At 41.9% G+C, this 14,002-nt stretch carries 14 protein-coding genes and 1 pseudogene; 4 read left to right on the top strand and 11 right to left on the bottom strand.

The features are described from left to right. The first annotated feature begins 51 nt into the window (after positions 1 to 51). From ACFPIB_RS16710 to ACFPIB_RS16695, 4 genes are all read left to right on the top strand, one after another. Positions 52 to 1,206, top strand: a complete 1,155-nt coding sequence (locus tag ACFPIB_RS16710; RefSeq protein ID WP_378018616.1) for a zinc-dependent alcohol dehydrogenase — start codon at positions 52 to 54, stop codon at positions 1,204 to 1,206. A 13-nt stretch (positions 1,207 to 1,219) separates the two neighbouring features. After that, positions 1,220 to 1,732: a hypothetical protein gene (locus ACFPIB_RS16705; RefSeq protein WP_378018615.1), complete on the top strand. Its 513-nt coding sequence runs from the start codon at positions 1,220 to 1,222 to the stop codon at positions 1,730 to 1,732. A 403-nt stretch (positions 1,733 to 2,135) separates the two neighbouring features. Continuing rightward, positions 2,136 to 2,819: a type 1 glutamine amidotransferase domain-containing protein gene (locus tag ACFPIB_RS16700; RefSeq protein ID WP_378018614.1), complete on the top strand. Its 684-nt coding sequence runs from the start codon at positions 2,136 to 2,138 to the stop codon at positions 2,817 to 2,819. A 251-nt stretch (positions 2,820 to 3,070) separates the two neighbouring features. Continuing rightward, a complete protein-coding gene (locus tag ACFPIB_RS16695) occupies positions 3,071 to 5,923 on the top strand; it encodes a hypothetical protein (protein ID WP_378018613.1) in 2,853 nt (950 codons plus the stop codon). Between the two features lie 212 nt (positions 5,924 to 6,135). On the opposite strand, the gene ACFPIB_RS16690 is transcribed toward ACFPIB_RS16695, so the two are convergent. The 11 genes and pseudogenes from ACFPIB_RS16690 to ACFPIB_RS16640 all read right to left on the bottom strand — a co-directional run. Further along, entirely contained in the window at positions 6,136 to 7,059 is a 924-nt protein-coding gene (locus ACFPIB_RS16690; RefSeq protein ID WP_378018612.1) for a DUF808 domain-containing protein, read from the bottom strand. 367 nt (positions 7,060 to 7,426) lie between these two features. After that, the gene (locus ACFPIB_RS16685; protein ID WP_378018611.1) at positions 7,427 to 8,056 is read right to left on the bottom strand and encodes a DUF4142 domain-containing protein; all 630 of its coding nucleotides are present in this window, start codon (positions 8,054 to 8,056) and stop codon (positions 7,427 to 7,429) included. 302 nt (positions 8,057 to 8,358) lie between these two features. Then, positions 8,359 to 8,943, bottom strand: a complete 585-nt coding sequence (locus ACFPIB_RS16680; RefSeq protein WP_378018610.1) for an N-formylglutamate amidohydrolase — start codon at positions 8,941 to 8,943, stop codon at positions 8,359 to 8,361. Beyond that, entirely contained in the window at positions 8,925 to 9,074 is a 150-nt protein-coding gene (locus ACFPIB_RS16675) for a hypothetical protein (protein ID WP_378018609.1), read from the bottom strand. Before ACFPIB_RS16675 ends, ACFPIB_RS16680 begins: the two co-directional genes overlap by 19 nt. Before the next feature lie 205 nt (positions 9,075 to 9,279). Continuing rightward, positions 9,280 to 10,023, bottom strand: coding sequence for a hypothetical protein (locus ACFPIB_RS16670; RefSeq protein WP_378018608.1), 744 nt, complete (start codon positions 10,021 to 10,023; stop codon positions 9,280 to 9,282). 105 nt (positions 10,024 to 10,128) lie between these two features. Beyond that, positions 10,129 to 10,230, bottom strand: a pseudogene (locus tag ACFPIB_RS16665) (DUF808 domain-containing protein); the annotation flags it as partial. Positions 10,231 to 10,309: 79 nt separating this feature from the next. Continuing rightward, positions 10,310 to 10,696 carry a nuclear transport factor 2 family protein gene (locus ACFPIB_RS16660; RefSeq protein ID WP_378018607.1) on the bottom strand — a complete coding sequence of 129 codons (387 nt, stop codon included), beginning with the start codon at positions 10,694 to 10,696 and terminating at the stop codon, positions 10,310 to 10,312. 222 nt (positions 10,697 to 10,918) lie between these two features. Then, positions 10,919 to 11,515 (bottom strand): STAS domain-containing protein, encoded by a 597-nt coding sequence (locus ACFPIB_RS16655; protein WP_378018606.1) that lies wholly within the window; start codon positions 11,513 to 11,515, stop codon positions 10,919 to 10,921. Between the two features lie 5 nt (positions 11,516 to 11,520). Next, positions 11,521 to 12,687: a hypothetical protein gene (locus tag ACFPIB_RS16650; RefSeq protein WP_378018605.1), complete on the bottom strand. Its 1,167-nt coding sequence runs from the start codon at positions 12,685 to 12,687 to the stop codon at positions 11,521 to 11,523. Between the two features lie 21 nt (positions 12,688 to 12,708). After that, the gene (locus ACFPIB_RS16645) at positions 12,709 to 13,134 is read right to left on the bottom strand and encodes a hypothetical protein (protein WP_378018604.1); all 426 of its coding nucleotides are present in this window, start codon (positions 13,132 to 13,134) and stop codon (positions 12,709 to 12,711) included. Next, positions 13,124 to 14,002: hypothetical protein (locus ACFPIB_RS16640; protein WP_378018603.1), on the bottom strand; the 879-nt coding region annotated here is incomplete at its 5' end. The genes ACFPIB_RS16645 and ACFPIB_RS16640, both read right to left, overlap by 11 nt.

Genomic DNA, 14,002 nt, shown 5'->3' with positions numbered 1-14,002 from the left:
AATATTGAATAGCAGGATGTATGTATCATTTTAACCAGTGAGGATCTTTGTATGTTAGCAACCAATTACCGCGGAATCCGCCGGATACGTGTGAGTGACAAACCAATGCCGGAAATTAAACACCCGGAAGATGCTATTGTGCGGGTAACGCGTTCCTGCATTTGCGGTTCAGACCTGCATTTATACAACGGCAACGTACCCGATACCCGTGTAGGCATGACTTTTGGCCACGAATTTATTGGCGAAGTAGTAGAGATCGGTTCGGAAGTTACCAAGTTGAAAACCGGCGATATGGTTCTTGTGCCGTTCAATATTGCCTGCGGCCGCTGCCATTTCTGTAAACAGGGCTTGTTCGGGAATTGCCACGAATCGAACCCGGAAGCAACCGCGGTAGGCGGTATTTTCGGGTATTCGCATACAGCCGGCGGTTACGATGGCGGGCAGGCCGAATATGTGCGCGTACCATATGCCAACGTAGGCCCAACCGTAATTCCGCCAGGCATGGACCCGGATGATGCCGTTTTGCTGACCGACGTAGTGCCAACCGGTTACCAGGCTGCCGAAATGGCCAGCATCCAGAAAGGCGATACAGTAGTGGTTTTCGGCGCCGGACCAATTGGTATTATGGCAGCACGTTGTTCCTGGCTTTTTGGAGCAGGCCGCGTAATTGTGCTCGATGAAATTGATTACCGCCTCGAATTCGTGAAAGACTACGCCCAATGCGAAGCTTATAACTTCAAAAAAGATATGGATGACCCGGTACTTTTCATCAAGAAAATTACCGATTGGATGGGTGCCGATGTAGTAATAGATGCTGTGGGCGCGGAAGCAACCGGCGATGCATTGCAAACATTTACCGGCCGCAAAACGCTTATTCAGGCTGGTTCGGCTACCGCTTTGCACTGGGCAATTAATTCCGTGAAAAAAGGCGGCGTGGTTTCCATTGTCGGGGTTTATGGGCCTACCGATAATCTGGTTCCGATCGGAAATGTGCTGAATAAAGGGTTAACCATCCGGGCCAACCAGGCATCTGTAAAACGGTTACTGCCACGCCTGATCGAGCACGTGCAAAACGGTATTCTTGAGCCAAAAAAACTTATTACCCACCGCGTGCCTTTAGAAGAAGCCGCAGATGCTTACCGCATTTTCTCCGACAAACTTGATAACTGCATTAAGCCTGTACTTATTCCACCATCAGCCAGATAAAAACAGTAAAACCATGGAAATTACACCAGAAAAATTTGCGCATATAAAAGGGTGGGGGATAGATGCCGACCCTAAAAACGACCCGACTTACCCCATGCGGGACCGGATGAACGTTGCAGAAGATCCTGAATGGGTGAGACCTACTTTGCAACCCGAAACCGTGGAAGTGTTGCACTCCAACGAACGGCCAAATTTATCAGCCGTTTTTGGTACCACTTCCCCGCCTTCCGGTTTAAGCGGCATGATAAGAAGAATGGCTTTTACCAACAGCGAAAACGAATACGGCCATTGGTTGCCGCTGGTACTGGCCGACCGGATAAATGTAGTTGAAGGCGTTATTGAAGATATTGCCCACGGTATTTTCCCAAATATTCTGGCCGAAAAAGGCTACAAAGGGAAATTCAAGCATGATAAAGCAGCAGCCATATACCGCGTAGCCATGGGTACCCTTTTAACCGTAGGCGTAATTGCGCTTTTAACCAAAGGCGGAAAAAAGAAGAAAAAGGTAAAAGGCCAAATGTTATAAACTTAACGTATTGCAACTTTTGGAAATCCACGATCAAAAAAAGTGGTGTCGGATATACGGTCCGGCACCACTTTTTTATTTTTTAAGAAATAAAACGCTATGCTTTTAGCCCTGAAAACTTATTACTAATTTTCTGTGATCTTAATTCTGGGTTTCAAGCTTAATGACTCTTAATCAGAAACAATTTCCCTTCTGATTTTTCAGATTTAATGTTGGCGATGCATAGTCCAAATGGAACATTAATAAAACTTTTTCACAGGTCGTTGGTTATAAACCTTCGCATGGTCTCCAGAAATGAAGCCTGATTTTGTATGTATGCTTTCGTAAGAAAACGCTATGGTTTCAGGCTGAAAAACTGTTTTAGCATGTAAGATCACTTTTTTAAACCGAAAATAATAAAACTATGAAAGTACTGATGGTGCTTACTTCGCACGACAAGCTGGGTGATACCGGCGAAAAAACCGGCTTCTGGATCGAAGAGTTTGCCGCACCATATTACGTTTTTAAAGATGCTGGCGCAGAGATAACGCTTGCATCTCCTGAAGGCGGACAGCCTCCAATTGACCCAAAAAGCGATGCACCCGAAAACCAGACGGAAGCTACCAAACGCTTTAAAGCCGACCCTGATCTGCAAAAATTATTAGCGCAAACAACAAGGCTTTCTGAAGTTTCGGCTACAGATTACGATGGCGTTTTCTTTCCCGGTGGTCATGGCCCGCTCTGGGATCTTGCCGGCAATAAAGATTCCCAGAAACTGATCGAAGCATTCTGGGCAAATAAAAAACCGGTAGCGGCTGTGTGTCATGCGCCCTCGGTTCTTCTGCAAGCTAAAGACGAAAATGGTGAACCGCTGGTAAAAGGCAAAAACGTAACCGGTTTCACCAATTCCGAAGAAGAAGCTGTTGGTTTAACCAAAGTTGTTCCATTTTTACTGGAAGACGAATTGAAAAATAAAGGTGGCCATTTTACCAAGAAAGATGATTGGGCCGTGAATGTAATTCAGGATGGTTTGCTCGTTACCGGCCAGAATCCGGCGTCCTCAGAAGAAGCTGCTAAAAAGTTGCTGGAATTGCTTAAGAATAAGTAATTGAAAGAATCTGTTCAGCATTATTAAAATTTAAAAAAAACTTCTGCTTTAGATAGGTGAAGGTCCTTGAATCTTTAAAAAGCTGCTTGTAAAAGCAGCTTTTTTTCTGCGAACATTTCTGTTTTCTGTTCCTATTTTAATACCAGAAAGAATAATTCAGAAATGCATTTATGTGCGAGAAAGGGCTTGTTTAATCTATATCCTTGCACTTCCGTAAAGCAAAACCGGTGCACGTTTAAAACCACAGGCTTATGCGAGTTTTTATCCGGTTTTGCATACCGTTTTTGCTACCTTTCTTTATTACACAAAACAGTTTCGCACAGGAAGAGATCGGCCTCAACCCGCCTTCCCTGAAATGGAATCAGATTTCTACACCGGCCGGCAAGGTAATTTTCCCCGAAGGGTTCGATTCAATGGCTTACCGTGCGGCCGGCATCATGGCTTATCAGCGGGTAAACGATAAAAGTTTCATCGGAACCGGGAAAACTAAACGTATTCCAACCATCATACAGAACCAGTCTTCATTACCGGCCGGTTTTGCTACGCCGGCGCCCTGGCGAAACGAATTTTACATTACGCCACCACAAAATCTCTTCACCGGTCCGGTTCCCTGGTTCGATTATTTAACCGTGCACGAATACCGCCACGCGCAGCAATTTTACATGGCAAATCAGGGTTTTACTTTGCCTTTAAAGGTTCTGATGGGGCAAACCGGCTGGCTGTTGCATGCGCTCATCAATCAGCCATTATGGTTCCGGGAAGGCGATGCGGTAACTTCGGAAACGCTGCTCACCAAAGCCGGCCGCGGTAGGCAACCGCGTTTTCACATGGAATACCGCGCCATGCGTTTAAGCAACTACCACTTCAACTACGAAAAAGCGAATTACCCGGCCTCTTTCAAAGATTTTGTGCCCAACCCGTACCGCATCGGTTATTACATGACCACCAAACTCCGGCGCGATTACGGCGATAGCATCTGGCAAAAAGTTGTTTACGATACTTACCATAAAAATCCGGTTTATGGTTTTAACCGCAGTCTGAAAAAGCACACCGGCTATTCCACCAAAACACTCTACAACCAGACCGTAAAAGAGCTCGACAGTATTTTCCAGCAAACCGAAAAAAAGCTATCCTTTTCGGCCCAAAAAGTCATCACCAAAGATCCCGGAAAAACTTACACCAATTACCGCTTTCCGCATGAGCTGCCCGATGGTTCCATGATCATTTTGAAAGATGCTTTCGATGAGATCCGGGCCTTTTATAAGATCCATCCGGACGGTTCCGAAGAGAAAATGTTCGTGCATGGCATTTACACCGACGACCACGTAATGTTTGCCGCCAATAATGAATTCATGACCTGGGCCGAATCGGGTTTCGACAAACGCTGGATCAATCGCGATTATTCCATCATCAAGACCTATAATTTCAAAACCGGTAAAACCAGAAAACTAACTTCCAAAACCCGCTATTTCGCGCCCGCACCTTCGCCCGACGGAAGCAAAATAATTGCCGTGCATTCCGATAATGCCGGCAAAAACCGCCTGGTAGTTTTAGAAGCCCAATCCGGAAAACTCCTGCGCGAATTACCTAATCCCGGAAACCCGTTCCTGGCGCAACCGCGCTGGCAACACGATAATGAAAATGTGGTAACCATAGCCGTAAACAACCAGGGCAACAGCCTGCTCCAGACCAATACCCAAACCGGCGAAACCAGAACCTTGCTGTCTTACACCACCGTGCCGGTCAGTCGTCCGTTCCCCGCCGGAAATTACGTGTACTTTTCAGCAGGCTTCACCAGCATCGATAACATTTATGCCCTGGAAACTGCCACCGGAAAGATCTACCAAATAACGTCCGTGCGGTTTGGAGCCTACGAACCAACGATATCGGAAAACGGCCAGAAACTGCTCTACAGCAATTACACCGCAAAAGGCTATGAACTTGCTGAAACTGCATTAAACCCCGCAAACTGGGAAGAACTTACTCCGGTACAAAATACCGACATAAACTTACACGAACCTTTGCTGCAGCGCCCCGGAAACCAGGATATAACCGATTCTACTTTCCGCCAAAACTATCCAGTTAAAAGATACCACTCTCTGACCGCCGGCCTTTTCAATATCTACGGCTGGTTCCCGATGTTTGGCAATAACGAATACGGCGCCGAATTTTACACCCGCAACCTGATGAGCACCATGCGCGGTACCTTGGGCATTTTCTACAACACCAATGAAAATGCGCTCGGCTCTAAAATCAACCTGACTTACGCTGCCTTTTATCCGGTTTTCGAGCTGGAATACGGCCTGCAAACCCGCCGGAAAGCCGAGATCAGAACCACCCTGGAAACAACTGTGCTGGAACAGGAGTGGACTGAAAAATACGGCCTGGCTGGTATAAAATTCCCGTTCCGGTTAACCCAGGGCAAATACCGCACAAACCTGGAAATTGGCGGCGCTTTCGGCTATTACGATATAGATTTTGTACCAAACGCAGAAACCACAGGAGAAGAAATTGCCACAAATTTTTACGCCTATAAAACCACGCTGAATTTCAGCAGACTTTTACCGCAGGCCCGTCAGCACGTAAAACCCCGCTGGGGCCAGATCGCGCAACTGCAATACCAAAGGGCTATAAACGATGCCACGGAACGCCTATTTGCGAACACAGTTTTGTATTTTCCCGGCCTGAAGAAAACGCATTCATTCCACCTGGAAGGCCGCTGGAAGAAGGAAGAAGTGCAGGAAACCTATCGTTTTTCAGATAACTTCATCATGCCGCGCGGCTACAAATCTGATCCGTTCAGCAAGATCTGGGTAGCTTCTGCCAACTACGAATTCCCAATTTGGTATCCCGATCTTGCTTTAGGCCGCATCCTGTTCCTGCAACGTTTCCGCACCAACCTGTTCTACGATCGTTCCAAAGTCGAACTTCTTACCACTAAAGAAAACCTCAACTCCACCGGCGCTGAACTCTTCACCGACCTCCGCGTACTCCGCCTTTTCTCCATGACCATGGGCTTCCGCTATAATTACATTCTGAGCGATACCTCCACCGAAACAACACCATTCCAGTTTGTAGTTACCAGATTCGAGCTGGCGAATTAACACCTGAAAAGAAAGTCTCGAATTTCCCTTTACCAGAATACAAATTCTGCTCTTCCTGATTTATAATCTGGAACCACCGAGCTGCGGATTTGTAATCTGCCATTAACCACCAAAAAAACGATATCCAATTCCACCAATAAACTCACTCCCCACAGCAATCAAAAAAGCCCCATCTGTACAAGACGGGGCAGAAGCATCAAAAGCTATAAAGCTTACTTCTTTCCAAGCATACCCTTCACTAACCGCACAATTTTATCAATAAAGAAGCCCAACACCACGCCGCCCAGCGCCAGGATCAACACCCGAAGCAACCAACCAACTACCGGAATACTTCCCAAAGCATGATCGAAGGATTCCATGGGGTGATGCATGAACGTCAGGCCATGCACAATGATCTCAAAACCAACCCAAAGCATGGCAGCGGTACCTAAATACCCGAGCCAGGTCAAGAAGTGCGGCATAAATTTCACGATGCCGCGGCCGAAGCCTTTCATTGCAGCTGTCCGGCTTTTTTTAGCCAGAAATAACCCGAAATCGTCAGCTTTTACAATAAGGCCCACGAATCCGTAAACGGCAACGGTAATAAAAATGGCTACGGCAATGAGTACGGCAATTTGCGTGACCAGCGGTTTTTCGGCCACGGTTGCAAAAGCAATAGCCATGATCTCAGCCGACAAGATAAAATCGGTGCGGGTGGCGCTGCGTACGCGATCTTTTTCCAGTTCCTCCGGCGTAGTTTCTTCCATTTCATCCAGAGGTGTATTCTCGGTTGTATGGTGCTTACCGAACATGCTGTGAACCTTTTCATAGCCTTCATAGCATAGATAAGCCCCACCTACCATCAGCACATATGGAATAACTTTAGGCGCAAAGAAACCCAACAGCAAGGCCGCCGGCCCTAAAAAGAGCAGTTTATTGATCAGTGATTTTTTAGTGATTTGCCAGATAATGGCCAGTTCCCTTTTCGGGTCCAGACCAACAACATATTTTGGCGTAACGGCCGTATCGTCTATCACAATGCCGGAAACTTTGCCGGTAGTTTTGGCAACTTGGGTAGGCACATCGTCCAGGCTGGCGGCGCTTACCTTTACCAAAGCAGCCACATCATCCAATAAAGCAAGTAATCCGGTAGCCATTAATTCTGTTGTATTTTAAGTTTGTTGTTCATTTTCATTTCCTTCAGCCGCAAAAGACTTGCAGAATCCAGTTCTATTTTTGAAAGTGTCAAGAAAGGTTTTAAATTTTTTGATCGAAAATGCTGCTCAGATACTTCTCCAGACTTCCCGGATCTTCTCCTGAAAGCTATCCAAAACCCATTAGTATTCATTATGAAACCGTAGCAGTATTTCTAAAGGCAAATATGGGATAAAAATTCAGAATTGATGGTAATAATAATTCCAGCTTTCTAAGTTGAAATTGTGTTGAAATTAAATTAGAGGTCAGCCATAAAAAAGCACCAGCTTCAGATCGAAACGGGTGCTTTCTTTAATAAATGTGCTTACTTTATTTTACCATATCCTTGGTTCGCTTGGCCATATCCAGGTGCATTCTTAAAGTCGGCAAGTGCCGGGCAGCAAAGGCTTTTAATTCCGGATCAGTTTGGTGCTTGGCTGCAGATTCGAAAAGCTCAACGGCTTTTGTGTGCGCGGTAACCTGCATATCCATATATTCTTTATCGAACTCATCCATGTCTTTTTCATTAGACAGTTTGCTGAGCATGCGCTGGTGGAAAGCCAATGGGGTAGGGGGTAATTTAAAGTTACGCTTCGTTGCGATCTGTTTTAATTCGTCGCTGGTTTTAGAATGGTCGGTTATCATTTGCTCAGCAAATTTTTTCACTTCTGCATTGCGGGCTTTGGCTTTGGCCTGCACGCTGGATAACACTTCAAACATATCGCTGCTGGCAGCCATTGCCTGGAAGCTGGTGGTATCTGAAAAAGCGGCTACCGAATCGCTTCCTTTGGGATATGGAATATTAGCGATCACTTCCGCAGGAGGTGTGGCTGTGGTTCTGTCGGTGGCAACTTCTTCGGTGGTGTTGGTAGTGGTGGTTTCGGTGTTGGTGGAGCTGCAGCTGCCCAAACTCAGGAGCAAAGTGCTGGCTGCCACACAGGTTGCGGTAAATTTTTTCATAGTTTTTATCAGCTTTAGGTTAAATAATTGCATTACGAGGCCGGTAATACAGGGTTGCTAATGGCTGGTCCTAAAACGGTTACCTGTACTACTTTCTTCAGAAGATAAATGGATGCCCGATCAAAGTCCCCCTTCGGAGGGGGTAGGGGGAGGGCTGTTACATGAGAAGAATTACACTTTGTAGATAGCAGCGAAATAGCCTTAGAGTTAGTTTCGCTGCATTCCGCCGACGAGGTCCTTCTCTATCGCTCAGGATGACAGTTGTATTTAGTTAATAGTTATATTTAAGAAATAGCCTAAAATCAAACCCCAACCTTCATCACCACCTTCAACGCTTTCACCAATTCCCCAACCAACTGCTCCCATACTTCCGGCTCCTCCGATAAAAAGAATTTCTGGTTTATTTCCAGCTCAAAACCCGCGTAATGTTCCTTATCGAAAAGCTGCCGCAAATAGGTCGGGAAACCATCGTCGGTGCCGGGATAGGGAGCATTGTATTGTACTTTGCGTTGCGGGTTTTGGGTTAGCAGGTTGGTTCGCAGCTTTTGGGCAAATGCTTTTTCCAGCGGCCGTTTCGGGTCGAACAAGATACCGATATCCGCTTTCCGGATCTCGCTGTACAGCACCAGGGTGAAAATATGCAGTGCCAGGTGCACCACCCGTTTGCCCGCGCTCACCGCCGGCGCAATTTCCTCCTCCACGGCGTGCCGATGCGGATAATAATACTGCTCCAGCACCTGCTTCTTTTCCGCTTCCGTTAACTTTTGGCTGAATTCCGAAAAAAGCGCCTCGTTGCCTACCGACCGGTTGGCTTCTACCAGCAACCGCGAAATGCGCGTGTAATTCAAAGGCAAACCAAGTTCAGAAGCTACTTTTTTGCCAGCCACAGCGCCCCGAAATCAATTGCTTTGTGCGTGAGCAGCGCTTCTTCCTGGCTTTTAAAAAGGTGCGCATACGCAGCCGGAATTTCGTTGCCAGCATGTTCGCAGGAAAGGAGGTAAGTAACCGGAGTATGCATAAATAAGCAGCCAAATTTAGTTTAAGGTACTCTACGTGCTTCTTTGCTGAAATGCCGGAAGAAACCTGCGACAGCCTCTTTCCGTGGCCTGTGCCCTCAAAGACCGCCTTGTTAGTGACAGGAGAATACTATTGATAACTATAATTATAAATAAAAAAAGAGGCTGCCTTAAAAAAGCAGCCTCTAAATAATTGTAATTAAATAATTATTGAATTAAGCGTACATTTTTAATGATTCCATTAGTACCAACTTTATCCGGAGAAGATCCTCCATCCTCAGCCGTAAAGGAAAAAGTACCGTTAATTCTTTTTGTAGTAGGGTTGAAAGAAGTTACAATTAAGGTAGCAGTTCCCATTGCATTATTTACCGTCCAGAAATTATTCATATTAGCCACGGCTATTTCCAGATCTTCTCCGGTTGGTTGATGGGTGGCCGAAGAATATGTACCAACGCCCGTAATTATTGGCAAAGTTAACCGGATCTGGTGCCCGCCTGCGTAATTATTAGGCCAACCATTTCCACTCCAAACCATAGGGTATTCGTTGCCGAAAAAATAGGATGGGGTCCCGGAATAAGTTACGCCACTAATTTCAACAGAAATAAATCCATTAGCAGGTAATGCTGTAAATGTAACTACTGGTACATTTGTAGTCTGGCCTTTTTTTACTTCGATGGTCGAAGGGGCTGGAGAATCAAAGTTGTCTGCGGCTTTAAAAGCCAGGGAATAAGAACCAGCTTTCACTTCTTTTAACTCATAAGTACCAGCTGCTGTAGGAGTACCTTTAATCGTATCGGTGGCGGTAATCAGGTAAACTTTGGTGGCACTGTGGGCTGGAGAAATAGTCCCTGAAACAGTTCCGGATTCTGGAGTTGCATCGTTGTCGTCGCTGCAACCAGAAAATACGCTGGCAAAAGCTGCAAAAAGAATAAGTGTTAAACGTGTTTTCATTAAAGTTTAGTTGGTTGTAATTTGTTAGGGCGGCAAACTTAACTAATGTTTTTGTAAAGCCAAATAAATTATGTTAAAGAATACTTTTTATTTAATGTAGTTACTGGCCTTGTGGTCTATCACGATGCCTGAAACCTTGCCCGTGGTTTTGGCCACCTGCGTAGGCACATCGTTCAGGCTGGCAGCGCTCGGTTTAACAGGGCAGCTCCATCATAAATAAGAGTAAATACCTGCCCCGATTTGGATCAAAGAATGGCAGCACAAAACCTTATTAATTGCTGTTGATTTATTTCGTAGCCTGCTCCACTATTTTCCAGTAAGAATCCTTGCGGGTAACTTTACCATCCCGAAATTCCCAATGGTCAGAACCGCGCACTTTTATAGGAATACCGGCCGTGGTAGTTCCGGTAAGGGTCCATTCTGAAATGCCCTTGTTGCCATCGGCGGAGATCCAGTGGCGGTCGTCGCCGTAGTGCACATCCGGAATGCCTTTGAAGCGGCTGGCCAGGGCCTCCCGCACCCGGGCTTTTCCCTCGAAGCGTTGCCCGAAATACTCCGGCCCCCTTGGAAAATCAAAGGAACAATCCTCGACAAAGTAGGCCATGATCGCATCCAGATCATGCCGGTTGAAGGCCTCCAGTATTTGCTTTAAGGTTTCTGCTGTGATCTGCATCTTGAGAATTGTTTTTCTTAGCAAGGACGTAACAGCCGTTTCAGGGTTTCAGGTTTAGAGATCGAAGCTTGATTGCCATGCTAATTTGTGGGATTTAGCGGGTATGCGTTTGGGCTAGGCGCTTTTTAGGACGCACGAATTACGAATTCAAAGAGGGGATAAATTTTGAAAAGGAAATCGGCTAAAAAGGGTAGTGTTTTGAGTGGAAAAAGTATGGATGCCCTAAACTGTTTCCTTTTCCAGCATTTCTGCTTCGGAAGGATAAAACTTGACCAATTCGGCAATCCCTAAGATCTCCATTACATTAATAATTTTAAGATCTGAATTACAGAAAATTATCCTGCCACCTTTATCCTCGATGCGTTGCATGTGCGAAATGGAGACAGAATAAGCTAAATCTGAAAAATACAGAACGCCCTTAAAAGAGAAAATTATGAAGTAAAGCTGGTTGGCTTCAAGTGCTGTAAAGATATTATCCAAAGGCGTTACCATTCGTTCTAAATCTACGCCTTCTCCAAAATCAATTATTTCAAGAAACACAAAGTCTTTTCTATTTAATTGGTAGGGTTTAAGTGTGAAAAGTATGGATGGCTTCTTATCTGAGCGTATTACTTTAATTTCATTCTCAGAAAATTCCAGCGTATAGCCATCAGAATCCTTATAGAAATATTCCTCAGCGGTTATCACTTGATTTTCTTTGGTATCTGCTACATCAATATATCTTGCGCTCTTTCTATTATTTATTTTTATTACCGCAATAATTATTCTTATGATTATTACTGCCAGAATAATAAACAGGGAATCAGGAATCTCTGGCATATTAGTTAAATAGGAGGTAACAATTTCCAGATTTGGTTTTGTAATTTAAATCCCAATAATTTATTGTCGTTATCCATAATTAACTTATTTCCATTTACAGAAATTAAATTTGCATCTTGAAAACTTAAATAATTTTCTATTTTTTCTGAGGTAATATTATTGAGGTAATAATAATTGGATAAAGCATTTCTTTCATTTTCATTTGTTGGTAAAGAAATCGAAGCATTGAATAGTTCTTGTCCTTCTTTAGTAATAATATAATTAATAAAGTCAATATCATACATTCCATTCACAAACGATTTACTTTCTATCTTAATAATTATTGAAAAGGGATTTTCCCTCTTTTCTTCTAAAAATATTAAATTATAAATTTGATGTTTTTTATAAAATTTAGCTATTCCAAAACCAAGGCATCCAGGATCAGTTTCAACCAAATTTTCATTCTCTGAGAATTCGGCACTTACTAAATTAAAACATACTATACCTTGTTCATTTTGAAATTTTAAGATTTCCTCATAATAATCAGGAATTTTGGAATAAGTTGAGCTCTTAATTTTGACAAGCCCCCAATTTACTTTCGGATTAAACAACCCATTAATTGCATTTACAGAAAATATTAATAGGAATACGATAATTAAACTTAAGGAAAGATAACTTATTAATTTAGTTATAACTTTATTTTTAAAATCTAGATTCTCATATATTGACCAGCTTTCTGGGAAGAGGAGCAAAACAAATACAATTCCTAAAATGATTACTGTATATATTTGTTTTTCATAGTTCTTTATAAAAAGATGGAAATTAAGCTTTTTTGATTCAATATTTTCTTTTAAAATTCTTGCTCCTTCAAGAGAAAGTCTTCGTTGCCTTTTTGAAATAAAAGGATTTTCTTCTATCTTTTCGAGCACTTTATTTATTACATCATCAACTAAAACTATTTTTGGATTTATTTTTTTTGAGTATGATTTAGATCTAATTATACCTTTTATATCTTTTCTAGATATTAAATAATTGTTTGAGAGTCTTAATATTACAATTGCTGAAACTTCATCAATCAAGCTTAATGCTTTATCTAAAGTGGTCTTCCTCGTTTGTATGTAAAACAAAGGAATACTTAAAATTAATAATGTTGTTTTAATTAAATTAACAAGTCCATCAATTGCTATTTCCACAACTACTTTTTTTAGTAAAATTTATATTTTAGTTAATCTGTTATAATCTAAAATTACCTTTATTATTATTGAAAAAACATAAATGAAAATTAAAATTGAAAGAGCAGATAAAATGTAAAAGAGATAAAGTTTATTAAAATTATTAATTAAGAAGTTTTTAACTATCCAAACCAAAACATACATAATTAGTGAAATAAAAATAATGATTATTATGTGGAAATTAACTCTTTTTAACTTTTTAATAAAATTCTTAGCAGCTTGATTTTTTTGAAAAAGAGAAATGCTTTCTTCCCCCAATTTTATTCTTTCACTGTAACCTCTCAGTTCTTCTCTTTTATTTAAAATAAATGAAAATAGCACCGTAAATAATGACAGCGCGATTCCAAATATTACAAAATGAAAGTTTGCAATATCACTCAATAAATTATTAATCAAATCAATTGTCATTAGCAACCTTTAGATATTGGTGTAATATTGGAGTAAGTTTTGTAGTTATAAATTCGGGCTTGTAAAGAATTTCTTTTGAAGACTCTTCTTCCTTTATGTAACATTTTTCATTAAAAATTTCTTCAAAGGTTTCCTTTAGCTTTCCTCTTGCTTCTTCCAATTGTGATTTAGTTATTTTATATTCTCTTTTCCCCTTGATTAACTTAATAACAGCTCTGCTACATTTTTCAAGGATCGCCGAAGATTTAACCAATTCTTCAATCTTTTCGAATGGCACATCTCTAAAAAGCAATTTAGATTCCTTTCTTACTTCTCCTTTAATAAAATATTCATCTAAATTATCATCTACCTCATTTTCATTTATTGATAATGAAGTAAGCTTAATGTGAAACTCAGAAATATCACCCATTTCTTTCAGCTCCTTTAGCACTTCAGGTAGCTTTATATTTTGAATTGGTATGCATAAAATTTTATCTAAAACTAACCTTACCGTACTTAATAACTCTGCTGGTTCTTTATGTGGATCCTCATAAACTAATATAATCCAATGATGTCTGTATTTGGTATTGTCGAGTTCCACAATATTAGGGCAAAGCCATATCCAATTATTTTCACTACCTAATTTATCATTTTCTGAGATTGAAACCTTGGTGCCTTGGTCAATATAGCCATCTTTAATGTTCGTATTATGTGCTGATATTTTAATTAGTAATGTAGGGCGATCTCCAATTAAGTGATCAAAGCATTCGACATTTACAATTTCTTTCTTAATTGTTTTATGTCTTTTAAGTTTTTCTATTCCTTTAGGACTCTTCTGAAAAGCATCAATTTTTTTCTTCAAATCTTTAACTAAATTTGGATAGTTAAC

The organism is Adhaeribacter terreus, from assembly GCF_042657365.1.
GTDB classification, from domain to species: Bacteria; Bacteroidota; Bacteroidia; order Cytophagales; family Hymenobacteraceae; genus Adhaeribacter_A; species Adhaeribacter_A terreus.
The sequence above is the reverse complement of the archived record's forward strand: the minus strand, read 5'-3'. Positions and strand labels throughout refer to the sequence as shown.

What these genes read in the sequence shown, in the direction of transcription:
- ACFPIB_RS16695 (WP_378018613.1), top strand. Translation starts at nt 3,071, where the DNA reads ATGCGAGTTTTTATCCGGTTTTGCATACCGTTTTTGCTACCTTTCTTT.
- ACFPIB_RS16710 (WP_378018616.1), top strand. Translation starts at nt 52, where the DNA reads ATGTTAGCAACCAATTACCGCGGAATCCGCCGGATACGTGTGAGTGAC.
- ACFPIB_RS16645 (WP_378018604.1), bottom strand. Translation starts at nt 13,134, where the DNA reads ATGACAATTGATTTGATTAATAATTTATTGAGTGATATTGCAAACTTT.
- ACFPIB_RS16670 (WP_378018608.1), bottom strand. Translation starts at nt 10,023, where the DNA reads ATGAAAACACGTTTAACACTTATTCTTTTTGCAGCTTTTGCCAGCGTA.
- ACFPIB_RS16655 (WP_378018606.1), bottom strand. Translation starts at nt 11,515, where the DNA reads ATGCCAGAGATTCCTGATTCCCTGTTTATTATTCTGGCAGTAATAATC.
- ACFPIB_RS16675 (WP_378018609.1), bottom strand. Translation starts at nt 9,074, where the DNA reads ATGCATACTCCGGTTACTTACCTCCTTTCCTGCGAACATGCTGGCAAC.
- ACFPIB_RS16660 (WP_378018607.1), bottom strand. Translation starts at nt 10,696, where the DNA reads ATGCAGATCACAGCAGAAACCTTAAAGCAAATACTGGAGGCCTTCAAC.
- ACFPIB_RS16705 (WP_378018615.1), top strand. Translation starts at nt 1,220, where the DNA reads ATGGAAATTACACCAGAAAAATTTGCGCATATAAAAGGGTGGGGGATA.
- ACFPIB_RS16700 (WP_378018614.1), top strand. Translation starts at nt 2,136, where the DNA reads ATGAAAGTACTGATGGTGCTTACTTCGCACGACAAGCTGGGTGATACC.
- ACFPIB_RS16690 (WP_378018612.1), bottom strand. Translation starts at nt 7,059, where the DNA reads ATGGCTACCGGATTACTTGCTTTATTGGATGATGTGGCTGCTTTGGTA.
- ACFPIB_RS16685 (WP_378018611.1), bottom strand. Translation starts at nt 8,056, where the DNA reads ATGAAAAAATTTACCGCAACCTGTGTGGCAGCCAGCACTTTGCTCCTG.